The organism is Microbacterium sufflavum, assembly GCF_023091155.1.
GTDB lineage: Bacteria > Actinomycetota > Actinomycetes > Actinomycetales > Microbacteriaceae > Microbacterium > Microbacterium sufflavum.
Genome location: NZ_JAHWXK010000004.1, coordinates 28,712 through 46,479 on the forward strand (window position 1 = coordinate 28,712; position 17,768 = coordinate 46,479).

The window sequence follows — 17,768 nt, forward strand, 5'->3', positions numbered from 1 at the left end:
AGCCTACCTCTGAGCGCTGTTGAGTCCTGAGCATCAGATCCCTCCCCGATCGCGCACGGGAGACCCCGCACGGTATGCCTCTGCTACATACGAGTGGAAACCTGAGCGTTTGTTGAGACGTTGCGCAAAATTTCATCAATAAGTTCATCAATTCCGGGCTCAAGCCCAGAACGGACGTGGCCAAGATAGTTAAGGTGCTTAGCGACCTGAATCACCCCCTGATCGACGAGCGCATTCGCCATGCGCTCGTCACCGGAAACGTCGACCAGGTGGAAGAGGCGTACGATCTCCTCTGGTACGAGCTGCCGTCACGATTCGCTTCCGAGATCCTCGAAGCGACCGCGGCGTTCGACCCAGGCACCTATCTGCATAGGCCCCGCCTGATGCACCTGACGCTTCTCGCGCACCACAAGAACGACTACGTGGGTGAGGATCCGGACCTCGGACGGGTCCTCCAGATGTTCAGAATGCATGGTCGGAGATATGCGACGCGGCTCACCGAGTTTGTACGCCCCAGCGATCTGCTCACGGCCGGGACCATTGCGGTGATCGCTGCACGACTTGACGGTTCGTTCCGCCGCTCCGAACAACTAGGGCAATGGCTGGACGACCGCTTGGCCATGACGACCACCGCAACGCAGCTGCCGTGGTCAGAACACTATGTCGGAGCGAAGCCCGGATGGTTATCGACGCAGCGTGGTCTCACGGCGACCCTCAGAGGTGACTACGACTATGCCACCCGCCTATACACGCGAGGGTATACGGAGGCAGGGCTTGCGCCCCGGGGGCACTTCGCCGGCGCGAACTCCGCCGCGAACCTCGCCCTCATGTTCGCCCTACGCGGCCACTTCGATCTCGCGCGTCTGTGGATCGAGCGCATGAACCACCTCGGACCGCTGCTGGATTGGATCGAACACCTCACCACACTCGGAGCGAAGATCGCCGCTGCGCTCATTGCCCTGGAGGAAGGCGACCCCGACCTCGCTCGCCAGCACATCGACCACATGGGCCCCGCCACCCAACACGTCGAACTCTGGCCCTTCATCCTCTACGTCCGTGGCACCTACCACGCGTGTTACGGCGACCCCTACGAAGGGCTTGCCGAACTGGAAGGAGCTCGCCTCACACATGGTGCAAGCACGATCGACGCCGGCGCGGCCCGCCAGCTCCTACTCCGCACCGAAGCCAAGCTGCTCCTCCGCACACCGAATGCCGCACGGGTGCTGCACCTCGCTCGAGTCGCACCAGAAGATGTCCCTCCACACCTGGTCGCCTGGGCGTACGTGTACTCCGGCCACCCTCACGACGCTCTCCGGGTCGCCGCCCGTGCGCTTCGCCAGCACTCGGAAAGGGTGCCCCTCAGCGATATCATCGAGCTTCATCTCGCGGCAGGCGTCGCCCATCTGAGAAATGGGAACAACGCCCGCGCAACCCAGTCATTCAAGACCGCGACCCGTTTACGGTCAAACCCCGCACACATTCGGCCCTTCCTCCTTGCGCCGCCCGAGGACATCGCGACCCTTGCACAGCTCTGCGGAGAACCAAACCCTCTGGACAGCGTCCACGGAAAGACCCGCCTGAACAAGGTGCACTCCATCACCCTTGTAGACCTAACACCACGCGAGCTCGCAGTACTTCACACCCTCGAGCAAGGGATCACCGCCGTGGCCGCGGCGAAGACATTTGGAGTATCTCCCGCGACCGTGCGCAGCCAAACAGCCAGCATCTACCGCAAACTCGGCGTCTCGAACCGCAAAGCCGCGCTCTCCAGGGCACACGACCTCGGCCTTCTCGAACGCAACTATGAGGCCCTCTGACTGCAAACGCTCCCAGCGAGGACGATCTCCACGCCCCCGCGCGTCAAGTCGGCGTGACATCTAACTGAGATCGTCCGCCTGCTTCTCGAAGGGGAACAGGGGTGCTCGATCAAGGTGGCCGGTCGCCACCCCATTCGGTGACTCGGGCGCGAGTTAGCGTTCCTCGAACCTCGAGAATGGGCGGGGAGCGACGGATCTCGACGTGCATCGTGGGCCGGGCTCCGGAGCTCGCGTCGCCAGTGGAGGAGAGCGCAGCCAATGCCCACCAGAACATTCGCCCATGACTGGAAATCTACATGCCTCGGGAGGCGCCTGAGGCACACGTGCTCTGCGCAATGTCGTCGTCGGAGTGGCGAGAATCATCGAGCCGTGGCAGGTAACCCCCGGGCGTATGAATATTACCCCCGGTCGTAATATGCTGTACGATGGACGGCATGAGAGAGGAACCGGCCGCGTCAGAACTGCTCGATCGCCTTGTGCGTTCCGTTGCGGCGACACCGGACCCCATCAAGCGGGCACGTGAGTGTGTTGCCGTGGGGGAGGAGCTTCGAACAGTCCAGAGTCGCCTAGCGAATGTCCGCCGTCAGGCGATCTATGAGGCCACTCTGCGCCCGGGAGCAACGGGGAGAAGTGTGGCCGATGAGCTAGGTGTGTCTGCTAAAACGGTGTCTTTGGCATCGTCAGAGTTCCGGAGACAAGATCTCGACCTCTTGCGTGACCTGGTAGAGGCGACGGAATCCGTCGCTCCAGACTCCCCAGAGCTCCTGCCGGCCAAGGCTGTGATCGCGAGTTCCTCGAGCGTAGGAGTGGTGTCGCATATTGTGGCGGCGCTCGACCTCGTCTGGCTCCGGGCGGCTTCCACCGATGGTGACGCCGATACTTGGGAGAAGACTTACCAAGGTTTTAAGCGAGTGGAGTACCTCAGCAAACTTGCCCGGGCCCAACAGCCTCTGCCGCCTAGGGCGGATGCCCCTGCGCAGTTCCGCACTCCCGCGCGGTTGCAGTGGCTGGAGGCCGTACTCAACGCCATGCCTGGCGTTGCAGGGTGGGCCTCGGTGGATGCGCAGAGTGATGACCAGGAATGGGGATTGTGGTGGTCGATTGAATCAGCGGACCCGAACCTCGAAGCGGGGGACGTGGGTCCATCGTCCAAGGGTTGGCTGGTATCTGAGTGGCTTGTTTGGCTTGTGCGGGACTACCGTGTCGCCGGGAAGCGGATTCAATCATCGGTGACAGCCCCGCCACCGATGATCAACGAACCCGGCGCGATGATGACCTTCTACATCACTGCTTCGCTGGACGACCCTGACTCCGTCGATCCTGACGAGTTCGCTCAGTCGATCATCGACGTCTGGGACGGTCAACTCGGCGTCCCAGGAACCGGCTACTTCGACGTCAACTGGCCGGTGAAGCACCCGTGACAGAAACACGACCGGCCCCTCTGCGCGCATGGGTAGATGAGTCCATCCAGGTAAGCGCGAACCTTTACCTCCTAGCCGCCGCTGTGACCCGAGGACCTCGACTCAACCCGCCACCGACTGCGAGCCATGTCGAGGCGCACCCGCGGACGAACCCACTGGAACAGCGAGGAGGAACGCGACAGGCTCCGCATCTCTAGACTCATCGGGGATCTGCCCCTCACGAATATCGTCGTCACCGCCACGCGAATCGACCCCCGACGGCAAGAGCGCGCTCGTCGAAAGTGCATGCAGCAGCTGCTTCACAAGCTTGCGTCAGAGGGCGTCACACAGGTCTGGTTCGAGTCGCGAGACGAGATCGGCAACAGAAGAGACCTCGCCATGGTCGCCAACCTCCGCACAACCGACGCGCTTCCTCCGACGTTGCGAGTCGAACACGCCCGCCCCCTGGAAGAACCTCTTCTATGGATCCCTGACGCGGTAGCCGGCGCAGTCGCTGCAGCTCACGACGGCCGCACCCTCTACCGCGCCTGCTTCGAGCACAAGCTGGAAGAGATCATGTTCGAAATCTAGGTACGCGAAAGCCGGGTCCCGTCCTGCGGCGGGGGTCCCGGCTTCACTTCCTCGCACCCCTCAGGGGGAGGCTCACCTCAATTCTACAAGCGATTCGCGGACCGTGGCTACCCGCAAACCTGCTGCCCAGCAGGGCTGCTTTAGTTACTAAGCATTAACCGATAATAGATATTATGTCAACTCTTGTTGACAGGATCCGACGTACGGCCACCTGAAGCTTCGGCTACGCAGCTGCTTCGCGTTCTTCTCGGATGCCTTCGAGAAGGCTGGACAACGTGCGAGTTTTCAGGGCGGGCTGCCCTTCTTCGCGGTACTTATCGTTGACGAGATTTCGCAGCTCCAGCGCCCGGGTAAGTCGGTCGGTCTCGATCTTGGCGCGCCACTGTGCAGGCTTGCTCTCCAAAGCCTCCATCTCGGCAGCCCTAGCGTGTAGGTAGTGGACCTTGCTGTCGTTCAGTGGGCCCTTCAATGCGGTGGCGCAACCGTCGATGCGGCACCCGATCCTGGTTCGGATATCGCTGTGATCCAACAGGGCCTCACCTACTCGGCGACTTACCGTCACAGCGAGACCTGGGAGGTAGATTCCCTCCCAGGATCCGCCGCCGATGGTCTTGCCGTTCTCGTCACGCTTTTTCTTCGGTGGATTCACCTGGCGCCGGAGGGTGCCCTTGAAGTCCACATGCTCGTTCTGGCCGATACCCACGGAGTAGCTGGAGGCATGGCCGAGCGCGACTGCGACCTGCCCGATGTTGCCTGAGTGTCCCAGGGTGATGGTCAAGCCGGCGTCCCTGAACCGGTCAACCGTCGCGAAGGTCTGCCGGATTTTTCGGATGCTGTCGTTCTCGCCCGAGAAGGGCGAGACGCGGAGGTCGACTTGAGTTATGCCTGCGGCGACGAGCTCGCTGGCTAGTGTGAGCTGGTTGGTGATGGAAAGTCGGCTGCTGAGGAACAGGACTGGACGCACTGGTGAGGTCGTCGCCAGGCGGGTGGCTTCGGCGAGGTCGACCGCGAGGCGCGCCGTCCGCTCTGAATCGATGAAGAATGCCGGCGGAGTCATGATCGTTGCCTGTGCCGGATGGGCGTTCAGAACGCGGTCCACGAGTTCGTGACGCAGCTGACTGCTTGATGCGAGCGAGTGGATGTCCAGCTGTGTTCCGCCATACGCGCTGAGTCCGGTGAGCTGCCCGTCGGGGTCGAGATCTGCCATGCGCTCTGTGCGCGGGTCGTACAGAACATTGATCCCTGACTCACGCGCGGCCTCAGCGGCAGCGACCTGATGCCGCGCTGACTTCGCGTGAAGAGTGATGGAGTCCACCCCGACTGCTCCACGCGCGAGGAAATCCTCAACCTTGTGCTGGTCGGTGTACCCCAGATGAAATCCGACACCCATTTGCCACTCCCGTCTTCTCCGACTTGGTGACATACTATTAGACATACCCGACGACAAAGGAGGCGACACGCGATGAGTTTGCCCGCTGGGATGCCAGTTCTCGCATCCAAGGTCTCCAGCATCATCGACAACCTCGGGCTCAGCCAAGAGGAAGTCGGAGACATCATCGATGCATCTCCACGCACGATCTCGCGTTGGATCACGGGGACCGTCGCCCCCCAACGGCTGAATAAGCAGCGTCTTATCGAGCTGGCTTACGTGGCTGAAGCAGTCACCGAGGTGCTACCTCGCGACCAAGCCAATGTGTGGATGCTCTCACCCAACCGGCTACTTGACCACGAGTCCCCGGCTGATCGGGTTCACGCTGGGCGGTATAAAGACGTACTGGATCTGATCGAGGGCCTTGCCGAAGGCATCGTCGTTTGAACCGCCCGATTGACGAGAGGCTGGTCGCGCGGATCGATCGTCAGGGGTCGACCGTATGGTCCGGGGTCACCTTTCGGCACGCCGCTCCCCGACGGGATCCTCTAAGCGGCGCTGGTGCCCGTCTCTTCGGGGGTAGATGGAACCCGAAGGATCTCTTCGCTGCGCTGTATCTCGCCACGCCCGTCGAAGCGTGCATGGGTGAACTCGTTCGCATGGCTCAAAGCCAAGGAGTTCCGATCGATGTTCTCCTGCAGGTGCCGCGCGTTCTTCACGAGATCGAAGTTTCCGAGGCCCGCGTGTTGGATCTCACGACCCCTGCAGCTCGCACTGCTATCGGGCTCGAAGATTCCGACATCGCCGACAGCGACTGGACCATCTGCCAACAGGTCGGCCACGCTGCATGGTTCCTGGGACTTCAAGGGGTCATCGCACCCTCAGCGAGTGGCCACGGGCTCGTATTAACTCTGTTTGAAGGCCGACTCGACCCTGGTCAAGTGTCGGTGACAGCAAGCCGTGGCCTCACCTGGGAGCTCTTTCAGCAGCTACGTGGATAGAGCGAGGTATGACGGTTCCACGCGCCTCGATGCTCGAGAGCTGTCCCCCTTCTGCGAGGGGAAAGAGGTGCCTACCCCTTCTCCGATTTTCGCGCGCTGGCTTTGAAGAATGCTAGGAGCTCCTCAAAGGTGGGTTGCTCCGGCATCGACGGAGGGGGCGGCTCCGTAGCGCCCAGAACGCGATAGTCGGCGACGACGGTGTAAACGCTGCGCTGGAATCGCCTGTAGCCGGCATGCCCGCTGCGATCGATGGACTGCAGCTCATGCGTTACTACGCCATGCTCGACGAGCTCTTTCAGCCCCTTCTTCCGCGTAGAGTCCCCCAGCCCGTACTCCTCGCTGAACCTGCTGGGAGAGATCCAGAATGATGGCTCGTTTCCCCAACCTCCTCGCGACATCGCGATGAGGTACATCGCGATACCGGCCCCGCTGAGCTTCGCACATAGCCCGGATGACCAGAAGGACTCGGGCACTCGAAAGTAACGGGTTCCTCCTGCGGACCCTTCTTCGATCGCTTGAAGGAACGGAAGTTTGTAGTCAGTTCCGCGGAGGGTTTCGTCCCGCAGGATGATCTCCGGCACCTTTCCGGGTCCGCGTTCCTCGGTGCGAATGAACCCGCGACGCTCGATCTCCAGGAGCGTGCTGCGGATGGCGCGAGAGCCGGCGCGGTCGGGGTCCTCGAGCTGAAGCAGGTCCGCCCAGTACCGGGCGGGTCGGATAGTTGTATGCGGGCTCTTAGCGAGCTGCCAAAGCAGGGTCAGAACGAGCGCGACTCGTAGGCGACCCCCTCGTCCTCCTCCCCCGCGGCTGGCATTAGCTCCACTGAGCAACAGACTGAGAGGTGAAGGGCTATCTCCTTCCTTTTCAATAAATCCTCGCCGTACCGGGGCCCCAGCCCCCTTGCGACTGCCGAAGACCTTGGAAGTTTCGACATCTGCAAATCGAGGAAGCGATCGCTCTTGAAGCTCCTGGCGTGTGGTATATTCTGGCATCTGAGGAGATCTCCTAGGAGGTTGCGCTAGCGTAGATACGCGGGCTTCGCTGGGTGCTATACGCAGGGTGCGCTAAGAAGCACAGTTAGATTCTACCGCCGTTTCTTTCGTTTCGGTGGACTTTCCTACGCTAGGGTTGATCACGCAAGGACAAGTTCTCGGCCTTTGGCATCAACGAGGACAGCCTCCGTCGATGGTGGGTCGCCATGTATGTGGTCCCCAGCAGAGACGGGAAAGCATTTCCGTCACACGGTAAGTGGTTGGTGTTTCACCGCCTCTGCTACGTCCCGGATGCACCCTTGCCAAGAGGCCGGCCCTTCGGGTGTCCGGCCTCTTGCCATCTGTGGCGGCCGAAGACTGCTTCCTCCGTGCGGGCGACGACGACACGGGCCTCCTTTGGATACATGAGCTGTCTCAACGAAGGTGCCAAGTGGTCCAGGACGACCAGGACCGATCCGCTGAGGGACAAAGTTGGACCGCTTGTCGATAAACAGCCCTCAGATGCCTCGAGGTGAGCCAGACCGTCGGGGATGACCTCCGCGCAGGTTCCACCCGGACTACCGGGATCTGATGCGCACCGATCCGCTCGCGATGCCGCACGTCACCGCGCACGCGTCCGGGCCGTGGGTCGGCATGGCCGCCGACCATCTCCGCGCCGAGCGGCGCAGCGTCATCATGGAGACGACGATGCGACAGCTCCCGGTGGTCGAGTCCACCGCGGCCGCGTTCCGCGCGCAGGGCTACCGGGTCGAGGCGCACGTGCTCGCCGTCCCCGGCGCCGTCTCTGCGCTCGGAACGGTGACCCGCTACCTCGGGCAGGCTGCCGGCAACGATCAGAATCGATGGACGCCCTCAGCGGCGCACGAAGCCGCCTACGAGGCCATGCCCATCACCGTGGAGCAGCTGGTCGCCCGTGGCCTCGTCGACCGGATCACGGTCGCCACACGTGTCCAAGGAGTCCTCTACGACCGCGCTGTGACTGCCGACGTCGCCCAGACCGCGGCCGCCGACGCGCGACGGGCGATTGAGGCCGGCCGCGCCGCTTCCGCGATGACGAGCAGTGAAGGACGAGCGTGGGTACGTGAGTTCGTCGTGGCGGCCGCCAGAGTCTCGCACCTCCCCCAGGTGTCCGAAGATCTCCACGAGACAATGCGGCGCCTCTCCGCCGCATCGGGCGAGATCATCCGGCACACCTACGAACCGGCCCTGCGCGCCGCAGGCCGCGAGAGCGTGGTGGCCGCGGAGATCCCCGCCGCATCGCCGGATCGATCGACGAGCAAGGATCACGCCCGCTGGTGGGGCGTCGACGTCGACCACGGCCCCACTCGCACACCGAGCGAGATCGCGGCCCGCAGCGCGAGGGACACCGAGGCCACGACCATCGCGCACGACGCCGCCAAGAATCGCGATCGCGAGCGTGGCATCGACCGCTGATCCCGCCTGTTCGCATCCTACAAACCCCAGTGCCTTTGAGCTCGGCCGAGTCGTCGTCGGAAGGCGACAGAGGTGCACCTGGTCGACGTCGACTGCTGCGCCGCCGGCGCCGTGGTGCTGTGTGAATCCTCCAATCCGCTTTTTGCGGATCAGCGGAGGACGAATTGCTCCACGGCGGCGTCGATTTCGTCGAACTCGGGGCGCTCCTCGGGCGGTTCCGCTGGCCCGGACGCGGCCCGGTGGACGAACGTGCGTGACAGGCCGAGCAGTTCGCCGGCCTCTCGCGTCGAGTACCCCTCATCGAGGAGTTCATGCAGGGCGAGCGCGTGGAGGCGCTGCCGCTCCCCCGTCTGATGCAACCGCAGCTGCGCCAGGCGCTCACGGACGATCCGAGCGCGGGTGATGACGTCGTGGTCGTAGACAGACACCGGTGTCCTCTCCTGGATCAGTTCGAGGGCTGGAAGCGGGTCACGCCCCACTCAGCGGAGGGATCGTCGCGGCGCAGCTCGATCGTGTACTCCCCAACCGATGTGGGGACGTACACGACCGCGTAGACGTCCGTCGACGTCGGCGCGGCCTCTGCATCATCCTGAATCGTCATCGCCGGGATACGGGACGGCTGCACCGTGCTGTACGCCTCAATCGCAGTGGAGTGCAGGTGCGGCTTCAACTGCTCGAACCATGTCGGGTAGTCGAGATCCCGTTGGGCGTACGCCTTAAGCGCGTCGACCGCGGCCGTGGCGGCCGCTTCAAGGTCCGGCGTCGAGGTCGGAGAGGGCACGATCACGTCGTGGTCTCCGTGGTCGTGGTCCCCGTGGCTTGCGGTGGTCGTCGGGGCCGGGTCCGATGTCGGCCCCGGCGCGCAGCCGCTCAGAGCGATCGTGGCCGCGACGAGAACTGCGGCTGCCTGTGTTCGAGTGGTCATGGTCATTCCCTTCGTCACTTTCTGCAGGCGTTCAACGATTTGGAGCCTGTCGGAGTCGCGAGCGTGCAGTAGTCGACGCCGCGCGCTTGCAGGAACGGGAGCGGGTCAACGTACTCTCCATCGACCAGGACCTCGAGATGCAGGTGCGCACCGTACGATCTCCCGGTGTTTCCGACCTCCCCGATGAGCTGTCCAGCCGAGACCTTGTCGCCGGCATTCACGAGGACCTTGCTCAGGTGCAGGTACTGCGTTTCGATCCCGTCGCTGTGCTCGATCCGCACGTACATGCCCATCGCAGAGGCATCAACCTTGGACAGGCTCTTGACCGTCCCGCTGGATGCCGCGAGGAGCGGTGTACCTTCTGACGCCGCCAGGTCGATACCGTTGTGCATGCGCGTCGCGGTCCGCATGCCGTACACGTCGGATAGATCGACGTCGGCCTTGTTGTCGAACGAGGACGTCCACTGCCCGTCACCGACGCAGCCGGCGCCCGGCTTCGCGCCGCCGATCGCGGTCAGGATCTCGCCTGCTCCGGCTTCGTACTTCGCGTAGTGGTACGGGTCGCTGTTGCCCTGCACGCGGTTGATCGCCAGCGTCGGCTCCATCGTCTCCCAGCCCGAGATCCCGGCGAGACGGTCGAAGAACGCACCAGCCGCGTACACGGGGTCCATCACCTGCTCCCGCGTCCCCCACCCCAAGCACCACTGCTGCTGGAACAACCCGAGCGAGCACGTGGGCGTGCCGTCGGGGTTGGTGACGCCGTTGATGTCGTCGCCGTAGCCGACGTTGACCAGAGACGACTCCCCCATAGAGGTCATGATGCCGATGAGCTGCGCACGGGCGGGGAGCCCTCGATCAGCGGCGACCTTCGCGATGATCGCCGCATTCACCAGCTGCTCGTGCCCGTACCCGCTCACCGGTCCCTCGGGAACCGACGTCGGGTCGACGACCGATGCGGACGGGTTGCATGCCTGCTGATTCCCGAAGGAGTCGAACATCAGCACCACGACGATAAGCCCTGCGATCAGGAGGACGCCGGCGCTGCTGAGAACCTTGGACATCGCTCACGCCCTCCGAGCGAACCGGAATGTCCGGTCGGGGTCGTGAGTGGTCTCGCACGCCTGGAAGATCCCCGTTCGGCCGAACAGGAACGGCGCGTGCCGATCGAAGTGGTTCACCCACCAGCTCGACATCGTGTCGTCCTGGAAGGAGATCTCGAACTCCCGATGCAGGGCGGTGAACCGCCACACCGCCTCGGGGTGCTCCTGCCACTGCGGGCACCACACCGAGTCGTCGCGTTCCTGGCTTTCCAGGTAGAGGGTCAGCTTCTCGACCCACGCCACGACCTCGGGCGGGGCGCCCGGGGGCATGCCGGCGTCGTCGGGGATCGGCTGGGCCGGCGTGACGCGCGCTTGAGCCAGCTCGGCGCGCGCCTCGGTCAGCATCTCCCACGCGGCGGCCACCTTCTCGGCGGTTGCCGCGTGGCGCGCCTGCGCCCGCGCGTGAGCTCGCTTCTTCTTGGCCAGGTCTGCCTCCGCGGCCGCGACCTGCCACGGCAGCTTTGTGTCCTCTCCGCGGAAGTCGTCGAATTTCGTCTCCGCGACCGAGACGGCGTCGGCCGCGTCCGCGAGGACGTCGGCGGCGGCGGTCGCCTTGGCCTCCGCGTTGACGACGGCGCGCGTGGCGGCCGCCACGGCAGCCTCCGCGCGCTCGATCCCCCGAGGATCGGGTGCGGGAGTGGTCTGATCGCTCATGCGCTCGCTCCGATCTGATCTCCGGCGCGCATGACCTCCGCGAACGCCGGATCGTTGAACACGGGCACCGTCTCCACAACGACCGAGACACCGTTGCTGGTACGCACGATCGCCCGCCACTCAGGCAGGTTGGCCAGATCGGCAACGCTCGCGCGCGCCTCCTTCTGCGTCGACTCCGATCGCGACCGCGACCCCTGGCTTGTGGCCGTCGAGACCATCGTCTTGTCGTACGTGCCGATCAGATCCGACAGCTGACGCAGCCACGGTTCGTTATCGATGCCGCCGCCGTAGACGCGGGCGCCGGCCGCGTCCCACAGCTGCGCGAAGCCGACCTTGCCGTGCACGTTCTCACCCTGCGCGGGCGACTGGTAGTAGGCATTGATGATGACGCCCTTGGAGCCCACGTAGGTGAACCAGTCGGGCAGGTCGGGCAGCGTGACGCTGTTCCCGCACTCGTCGAGATCCATCAGCATCGGCACAGGAAGCCTCTCTGAATGGTGCTTCCCAGCCTCCGCAAGAGCGGCGTTCACGGTTTGCGTGACGAGGCTCGACACGTACGCAGCGAGCGGGCCAGCCTTGTCGTGCGTGAGCAGGATCAGCGTGTCGGTCGACGTGGCGAACCGTTCCGGGTCGAACACGGGAACACCGGGCGTCGGAGTCACCCACGCCATGAGGTGATCGTGCACCATCGCGGACGCCATGCGCTGCGCGGTCGCAAAGACGCTCCCGCGGGTGCGCTCCGGCTGCTTGCCGAGACCACGCAGGGCAGCGACCGGGCCGACAAAGCCCGCGTCGACCAGGCGCTCCGCCGGGTCGCTAGTGTTGCCCTCGGTGACCCAGAGGTGCACCTGTCGCAACGTCTTGCCGGAGACCGCGGCCGCCAGCATGCACCACGCCAGAAACTCCCGCCCCTGCGGGTCGAACTGTGCATCGCCGCCCGTCTGAGCCGCCGTCGGGGCCGACTTCTCGAACAGGCTGGCCAGCTTCTCGGCTGACTTCGTGTCCTTCACCGCGTCCAGCAGCTCGACGGTGAACGCGGGCCGCTCGCCGCGCCGGAAGATGCGGTCAGGGTCGAACATCCAGACCCGCCCGGCCGGGTGGCGCAGCGCCCGCGCCGCGAGAACGTACTTCACGCCGTCGGTCTTGTTCGACGTCATCACGTACGCGCCCGGCGCGTAGTACGAATGGCGAACCACCTGCGTGAGCGTCTTGCCGCGACCAGGCCCCCAGATGTGCGCCGAGCACTGCCGATAGGACTGGAGCACCCAACCGCGGCCGCGGTCGAGCGCCCGCCCGAGCTGCACACCAACCTCCGAGATCTCGGCGTCCGGGTGCAGGTGCTTCATCTCCGCGCGACGCTCGCGCTCCTGGATGCGGCCGGTGTTCTGGTTCGCGTTCACGCGACGCTCGAACTCCGTCATCCGGCGCGGCCCTCTCCCGGCCGTCGTCTTCCCGCCGCGGTTCCACAGCACCACCAACACCACCACGAGGAGCGCGGCGGCGACCAGAAGCAGCACCGTGGCGCCGGGAGGCCATGCGCTCTCCCCCGTGACCAGCTGGATCGCGGCCGCGAGCGGGTTCCACGACAGCGTGCCGCCGTCGGCCGGCCACATCAGCTGCCCCAGATAGATCGCCGCGTAGATCACCGCGGCGACCGCCACGGTGATCACGTACGGCCCGACCGGATACCTGCGCCCGTGCATCAGTTGTCCCCGTGCGCGCCGATCGCGGCAGCCCACGCGGCGTTCGTATCGTGGATCCGCTTCTCATGGGCCGTCAGGCCGCGCCCCGTACTAAACGGGACTCCCGCCATGTCGCCGGTCTTCATCAGGAACTTCCCGCGACCTGGAGGCGCCGTCGGCTTGCCGGTCACGGGGTTGATCGACCCCTCAGCGGACCACGCGACCAGCAGCTCTTGCTCCTTCTTGGAGAAGGGCCGCACGCTCAGCAGGTCGGGCATCTCGTTGCGAGCAAGCCCGCCAAGGTAAAGCATCGACGAGCGCTCGACGAACCCGCGCGCGATCTTCGTCCGCTCCGGAGTCGACAGCTCCAGATCCTTCATAGAGTGCGTGATCATGATCTGCCCCAGACCCTCGGTGCGGTTCACGCGAGTAATCGCGTTGATCCGGTACACCGAGCCGTCCCAGGCCTCGAGGATCTGCCACAGCTCGTCCATCACCATGAAATGGTGACGCTCGGGCTCCAGACCCTCCTCCGCGAGGATCTTCGCGCACTCGGAGACCGACTGCCCGTACGACCAGCACGCGAGCTGTGCGGCCGCACGCAGCTGCGCGTCCGTCGACGGGATGCTCGACACGTCGAAGCACAGCGCCCGATCGATCGGCACCTTCTCCGTCGTCTGCCGGCAGAACACGTCCCCGAACGGACCGTGCGGACCCAGGCCATTCAGCCCGGTCCGCAGGTTCGACGTGAGCTTGTCGTAGTCCTCGTCGCTCACGGGCAGAATGTTCTCCCGCACCCGCGGGTGTCGTTCGGTGATGACGCGCAGCACATCGGCCGGCAGCGGCTGCTCACCGCGCGCGGCCGCCTCCTCAGCGGCGATCTCCACGGCCACCGACAGCACCGTGACCTCTGACCGCTTCTCGCTCAGCTCCTCACGCAGCACCATCTCCACGAGGCCGCGCAGGGCGTTCAGGCGGCGGCCGTGCACGCGCCCCACAACCTCCTTGTACCGCTTGGCGAGCTGCGCGTACTCCAGCTCGTCCAGGCCCTCACGCCGGGACGGGTCTAGCCGGGGCAGATGCTCCGCCCATGGCCCCGCGTCCAGGACGTTAATGCCGCCCATGCCACGCCCGAGAGAGAACTCAAATCCGCCGATCTCCCGGTTGAAGCCCACGTAGTCGGGTTTCAGATCCCCGAGGATCATCGGGAGATCTCCACCGTCGGTAATGCCGAGCAGCATCCGCACCACGAACGACGACTTTCCTCGCCCGTTGAGGGCGAGGACGAACCCGGACGGCGAGGAGATGATGCCGCGCTTGAACAGCGTCATCGGATCGCCGCAGACGGGTCCGCCGTTGAAGAAGTGCTTGCCGAGGACCGCACCGACCAGCGGGGTCGACGCCCCGACGCTAAACGGCCAGAACCCGCACACCTGCATGCTCGACGCCTCGAACTCGGGCGGCGCCTCCACAAACACGTGCGCGCCGAGCGTCGGCCCCTCCACGCCCTTTGCGGTCAGTCCCGGGAACGGGACATCGACCGCTGTTGGCGCCGGCTGACGGCCCAGCAGCCGATTCGTCTTGCTGACCGCCTTGTCGAATACATCATCGAGAACACCCATGTCATCGCCTCCTAGAGCGCCTGTCGCAGCTGCGGTGATACCGAAGCCCACTTCGCCGGGACGATGCCGAGACCCAGCCCGATCGCGAACGCTGCATCCTCGTTGCCCGTCGACGGGCGCACGCTCAGCTGCACACCGGTCTGAGCCGCGTTGCGGACCATCGCCGGCACCCGCCGCAGCGCGGCCGGGTCCATCACCGTCACGGTGATGATGAACGAGAACCGGATCAGCGACGCACCCCGCGCGGACACCTCCGCCTCGGTCTGCTTCACCCGCGCGGCCGACGCGAGCTGCGCGCCCGTCGCCTTGCGGCCCTTCTGGTTCGTCTCGTAGTCGGCATCCGCCACCGCAGTCTGCACGCGCTTCTGGCTCTGCTCCGCCGACAGCGGCCGGTAGAGGATCGTGACCCGCTTCTGCTCACTGACGTCATCCGCCTTCAACAACGCCATGAGCGAGCTTTCCCGGAACACCCCGGCCGGCGCCCTCCACACCTGGAACGACAGCGAGATCCCGCCGCCGTGCTCGTAACGGTCGACCTCGTTCACCGCGTGAACAGGGCCAACCTCCTCCCAGGTGAGACCAGTGCCGACACCCGACAACCGCGCCTGCTCGACCGCGACCGCGGCCTCCGGGTTGTACGCCACGTACGTGGTGTCGATGATCTCCTGCGCGGCGAGGTAGGACACCACACCACCGCCGGACAGCTCCAGCTGCTCGATCATCGCCGGCAGGTGCACCATGACCTCGCCCATCAGGTCTTCACGGCTGCGCGCGTCCAAGCCCTCGTCCGGGTTCGGAGCGCCGGAGAACGTGACCGCAATCCGGGCATCGATGCGCCCGACCCCCGCGTTCACGTCCGCGACGATCTCGTCGACCGCTTCACGCGCGAAGGTCGACACCGCGGAGGCATCCACACGCGCCCGCTGCTCCTGCACCGCGGAGGGCAGCCGCTCGCCCGTGTCTCGCATGCTCGTCACCGTCACCGATACCTGCTCCAGAGCGGCCAGCGTGCCCGCCTGGTGCAGATACCCACCCCACCCCGAGACCAGGAAGTCGATCGTCTCCTGATCCTGGAGATCGAGCCCGGACGCCGACGCGGTGAAGAACACCGTGCCCGTCTTCTTCACTCGATCCCACAGGAAAGCGAAGGGCCGGCCGAGGTGGTCGGTCCCTTCAAACATCTCCGTCGACGCCAGCAGTCCCGGCGCGCGGTGCGAGCCGTCAGGCATCCGCGACGTCGGGCCGCTCAGATACGTCGACGCGCCCTTCTTCTTCGACTTGCGGAACATGTGTGCACCTACCGCCCTCTCCAGGCGCGTACGCCCCTGCTTCCTACCCGTCTCCAAGAACCACACGCCGGCGATCGCGACCAACAGCGCGATCGCCGCGAAGTGGATCGGCACAGCGAAGAACTGCATCAGGAAGAACGTCGACACTCCTCCCGCGATCACCAGCGCGACAGAGGCCATTGAGAGGCCCATCGTGCGCGCGTAACGCGGCTCCTGCACGTTCCCGTAAAGCTGTTCAGTCATCGCTCATCCCCCGCTTCCACTGCCTGCTCCATTGCGCCGATCTGCGCCTGCGTCTGGTACGCGCCGTTCGCCGCCCAGCGCTTCGCCCACTGCGACCCGCGAGTCGCGGGAGCACCACCCGAGGGGCCCGCACCCGACGGCGCCGCCCCTCCACCGCCGCCGCCACCAGCGGAACCACCGCCACCAGATGCGCCGCCGCCACCGGACGAGCTGCCACCGTCAGAGCCAGCGCCCGACGGGCCGCTGCCAGATCCCGAGCCGGCGCCCGACGGGCCGCTAGATGCGCCACCCTTCGTCCCGGCTGTCGACGATGCACCGCTCGGGGCCGGCGCGTCCGAAGTCGCGGCCTTCCCTGCGCCTGCGGCGACACCGGCTCCACGGGCTCCGGCGGCCGCCACTGCCGCAGCTCCACCCGTGACGGCTCCAGCGGCGACCATCCCCGCGCCGATCAGCAAGCCAGCTCCACCGCCCTGAGTGCCCGCCGCGATCGCCGGCGCGACGATACGCGCGATCGCCGGCAAGGCGATCCCGGCAGCGCACAGCAGCACCGTCCCATAAATCGACTGGAGGACGATCTGCCCGGCGTCCTCGACCCCGCCCGTGATCATCCGGCCGCTGGCGATACCCACGCCGTAGATCACCGCCGCAACCGGCTTAAAGAGCAAGATCGCAGCAGTCCACGCGAGCACACGATTGAAGCCGTTCCGGCCCCGCTCGGACATCGCGGCCGCCGCGAGCACCGGAAGGAGACCGGCGACGACGGGGAGCACGCCCCAGTTGAACATCACCATGAACAGGTTGAGGATGCCGCCGAGCACGCCGAAAACGAGAGAGACGAGCATCAGCACCAGAGTGCCGACACCCATGCTCGACGCGGCGGCCGCGTCGACACCCACGAGCGTTCCCGACCCGTCCTCGAACGTCCCGCCACCAATGTTGTTGATCAGCCAGGGCGACGCCTGGTCGAAGAACTTCGCCAGCAGAGAGATCGTCGGGATACCCGCGCCCGTCACGAGGATCACCCGGAAGAAGCCCATGAAGACGTCGACCGCAGAATCGGCATCCTTCCGACGCGCCACCATGATCAGCGCGAACGCCATACCGATCATGCCGCCGATGATCACCGCCCAGTCCGTGTAGGCCTGCACGCGCTCCGCCGGGGAGTAACCCGCGCCCTCGCCCTCGAGCACCGGCGCCGGTAGGTACAGGAAGTACGTCGACACCCACTTCACAGCCTCAGAGACGCCCTGGATCAGCGCAGACACCGTGTTCCTCAGCGCATCGGTGAACCAGTCACCGATGCCGTCGAGAATGTCGTCAAAGCCCCAGGCGGGGCGGATTCCCTGCGGCATGTCACTGACCGTCCGAGAGCGAGGACCACGGCACAAAGCCCTGTGCAGCGACGTTGCGATCGCTCGACACCCAGTCAGACCCGGAGGCCGGATCGATCCGCCAGTCGCCGTCCTTCCAGACGAGCTTCACCGTCAACGAGCCAGGAGCGCTCTGTGGAACTCCCGCGCGCAGCTCGACCACGGCAGAATCTCCGTCGAACGCGACGATGCGGTAGCCCAAGAACTGGATTTTCGCCAGATCCGAGTCGGGGGTACGGACTTTTGCGCCGTTCTCCACCGCCTCAACATGCTGGAGGG

The 17,768-nt window shown here is 65.3% G+C and carries 16 protein-coding genes and 1 pseudogene; 6 read left to right on the forward strand and 11 right to left on the reverse strand.

The features are described 5' to 3' along the window. Positions 1-176 precede the first annotated feature (176 nt). The 3 genes from KZC56_RS17835 (at position 177) to KZC56_RS17390 (ending at position 3,808) form a co-directional block, all read left to right on the forward strand. Positions 177-1,817, forward strand: a complete 1,641-nt coding sequence (locus KZC56_RS17835; protein ID WP_247639141.1) for a helix-turn-helix transcriptional regulator — start codon at positions 177-179, stop codon at positions 1,815-1,817. Between the two features lie 434 nt (positions 1,818-2,251). Continuing rightward, on the forward strand, positions 2,252-3,238 hold the full coding sequence (locus KZC56_RS17385) for a hypothetical protein (protein WP_247639142.1): 987 nt from the start codon (positions 2,252-2,254) through the stop codon (positions 3,236-3,238). Between the two features lie 126 nt (positions 3,239-3,364). Next, entirely contained in the window at positions 3,365-3,808 is a 444-nt protein-coding gene (locus KZC56_RS17390; RefSeq protein WP_247639143.1) for a hypothetical protein, read from the forward strand. A 223-nt stretch (positions 3,809-4,031) separates the two neighbouring features. Here KZC56_RS17390 and KZC56_RS17395 read toward each other — a convergent pair whose 3' ends face one another. Beyond that, a complete protein-coding gene (locus KZC56_RS17395) occupies positions 4,032-5,123 on the reverse strand; it encodes a hypothetical protein (RefSeq protein ID WP_247639144.1) in 1,092 nt (363 codons plus the stop codon). 147 nt (positions 5,124-5,270) lie between these two features. Here KZC56_RS17395 and KZC56_RS17400 point away from each other — a divergent pair, with 147 nt between their 5' ends. Next, the gene (locus tag KZC56_RS17400) at positions 5,271-5,624 is read left to right on the forward strand and encodes a helix-turn-helix domain-containing protein (protein WP_247639145.1); all 354 of its coding nucleotides are present in this window, start codon (positions 5,271-5,273) and stop codon (positions 5,622-5,624) included. Further along, the gene (locus tag KZC56_RS17405; RefSeq protein WP_247639146.1) at positions 5,621-6,178 is read left to right on the forward strand and encodes an RES family NAD+ phosphorylase; all 558 of its coding nucleotides are present in this window, start codon (positions 5,621-5,623) and stop codon (positions 6,176-6,178) included. The genes KZC56_RS17400 and KZC56_RS17405 overlap by 4 nt, the downstream gene beginning before the upstream one ends. Positions 6,179-6,249: 71 nt before the next feature. Here KZC56_RS17405 and KZC56_RS17410 read toward each other — a convergent pair whose 3' ends face one another. Then, entirely contained in the window at positions 6,250-6,759 is a 510-nt protein-coding gene (locus KZC56_RS17410) for a hypothetical protein (RefSeq protein WP_247639147.1), read from the reverse strand. A gap of 963 nt (positions 6,760-7,722) precedes the next feature. On the opposite strand from KZC56_RS17410, the pseudogene KZC56_RS17415 reads away from it, so the two are divergent. Beyond that, positions 7,723-8,604: pseudogene (locus KZC56_RS17415) on the forward strand (zeta toxin family protein); the annotation flags it as partial. A 149-nt stretch (positions 8,605-8,753) separates the two neighbouring features. Here the strand turns inward: KZC56_RS17415 and KZC56_RS17420 are convergent. The 9 genes from KZC56_RS17420 to KZC56_RS17460 form a co-directional block, all read right to left on the reverse strand. Continuing rightward, the gene (locus KZC56_RS17420; RefSeq protein ID WP_247639149.1) at positions 8,754-9,032 is read right to left on the reverse strand and encodes a helix-turn-helix domain-containing protein; all 279 of its coding nucleotides are present in this window, start codon (positions 9,030-9,032) and stop codon (positions 8,754-8,756) included. A 17-nt stretch (positions 9,033-9,049) separates the two neighbouring features. Then, the gene (locus KZC56_RS17425; RefSeq protein WP_247639150.1) at positions 9,050-9,535 is read right to left on the reverse strand and encodes a hypothetical protein; all 486 of its coding nucleotides are present in this window, start codon (positions 9,533-9,535) and stop codon (positions 9,050-9,052) included. 8 nt (positions 9,536-9,543) lie between these two features. After that, positions 9,544-10,590 carry a M23 family metallopeptidase gene (locus KZC56_RS17430; protein WP_247639151.1) on the reverse strand — a complete coding sequence of 349 codons (1,047 nt, stop codon included), beginning with the start codon at positions 10,588-10,590 and terminating at the stop codon, positions 9,544-9,546. 3 nt (positions 10,591-10,593) lie between these two features. Next, positions 10,594-11,283 (reverse strand): DUF4913 domain-containing protein, encoded by a 690-nt coding sequence (locus KZC56_RS17435; RefSeq protein ID WP_247639152.1) that lies wholly within the window; start codon positions 11,281-11,283, stop codon positions 10,594-10,596. After that, entirely contained in the window at positions 11,280-12,986 is a 1,707-nt protein-coding gene (locus tag KZC56_RS17440) for a type IV secretory system conjugative DNA transfer family protein (protein ID WP_247639153.1), read from the reverse strand. The genes KZC56_RS17435 and KZC56_RS17440 overlap by 4 nt, the downstream gene beginning before the upstream one ends. After that, on the reverse strand, positions 12,986-14,587 hold the full coding sequence (locus KZC56_RS17445; RefSeq protein ID WP_247639154.1) for a putative type IV secretion/conjugal transfer ATPase: 1,602 nt from the start codon (positions 14,585-14,587) through the stop codon (positions 12,986-12,988). Before KZC56_RS17445 ends, KZC56_RS17440 begins: the two co-directional genes overlap by 1 nt. An 11-nt stretch (positions 14,588-14,598) precedes the next feature. Then, positions 14,599-16,119 carry an SCO6880 family protein gene (locus tag KZC56_RS17450; protein ID WP_247639155.1) on the reverse strand — a complete coding sequence of 507 codons (1,521 nt, stop codon included), beginning with the start codon at positions 16,117-16,119 and terminating at the stop codon, positions 14,599-14,601. Next, positions 16,116-17,471 (reverse strand): hypothetical protein, encoded by a 1,356-nt coding sequence (locus tag KZC56_RS17455; protein WP_247639156.1) that lies wholly within the window; start codon positions 17,469-17,471, stop codon positions 16,116-16,118. Before KZC56_RS17455 ends, KZC56_RS17450 begins: the two co-directional genes overlap by 4 nt. A gap of 1 nt (position 17,472) precedes the next feature. Next, positions 17,473-17,768: DUF8175 domain-containg protein (locus KZC56_RS17460; RefSeq protein ID WP_504919224.1), on the reverse strand; the 296-nt coding region annotated here is incomplete at its 5' end.

Coding starts and splice junctions, on each gene's coding strand:
- KZC56_RS17450 (WP_247639155.1), bottom strand. CDS start 16,119: ATGACTGAACAGCTTTACGGGAACGTGCAGGAGCCGCGTTACGCGCGC.
- KZC56_RS17435 (WP_247639152.1), bottom strand. CDS start 11,283: ATGAGCGATCAGACCACTCCCGCACCCGATCCTCGGGGGATCGAGCGC.
- KZC56_RS17455 (WP_247639156.1), bottom strand. CDS start 17,471: ATGCCGCAGGGAATCCGCCCCGCCTGGGGCTTTGACGACATTCTCGAC.
- KZC56_RS17425 (WP_247639150.1), bottom strand. CDS start 9,535: ATGACCATGACCACTCGAACACAGGCAGCCGCAGTTCTCGTCGCGGCC.
- KZC56_RS17445 (WP_247639154.1), bottom strand. CDS start 14,587: ATGGGTGTTCTCGATGATGTATTCGACAAGGCGGTCAGCAAGACGAAT.
- KZC56_RS17385 (WP_247639142.1), top strand. CDS start 2,252: ATGAGAGAGGAACCGGCCGCGTCAGAACTGCTCGATCGCCTTGTGCGT.
- KZC56_RS17400 (WP_247639145.1), top strand. CDS start 5,271: ATGAGTTTGCCCGCTGGGATGCCAGTTCTCGCATCCAAGGTCTCCAGC.
- KZC56_RS17390 (WP_247639143.1), top strand. CDS start 3,365: ATGTCGAGGCGCACCCGCGGACGAACCCACTGGAACAGCGAGGAGGAA.
- KZC56_RS17440 (WP_247639153.1), bottom strand. CDS start 12,986: ATGCACGGGCGCAGGTATCCGGTCGGGCCGTACGTGATCACCGTGGCG.
- KZC56_RS17430 (WP_247639151.1), bottom strand. CDS start 10,590: ATGTCCAAGGTTCTCAGCAGCGCCGGCGTCCTCCTGATCGCAGGGCTT.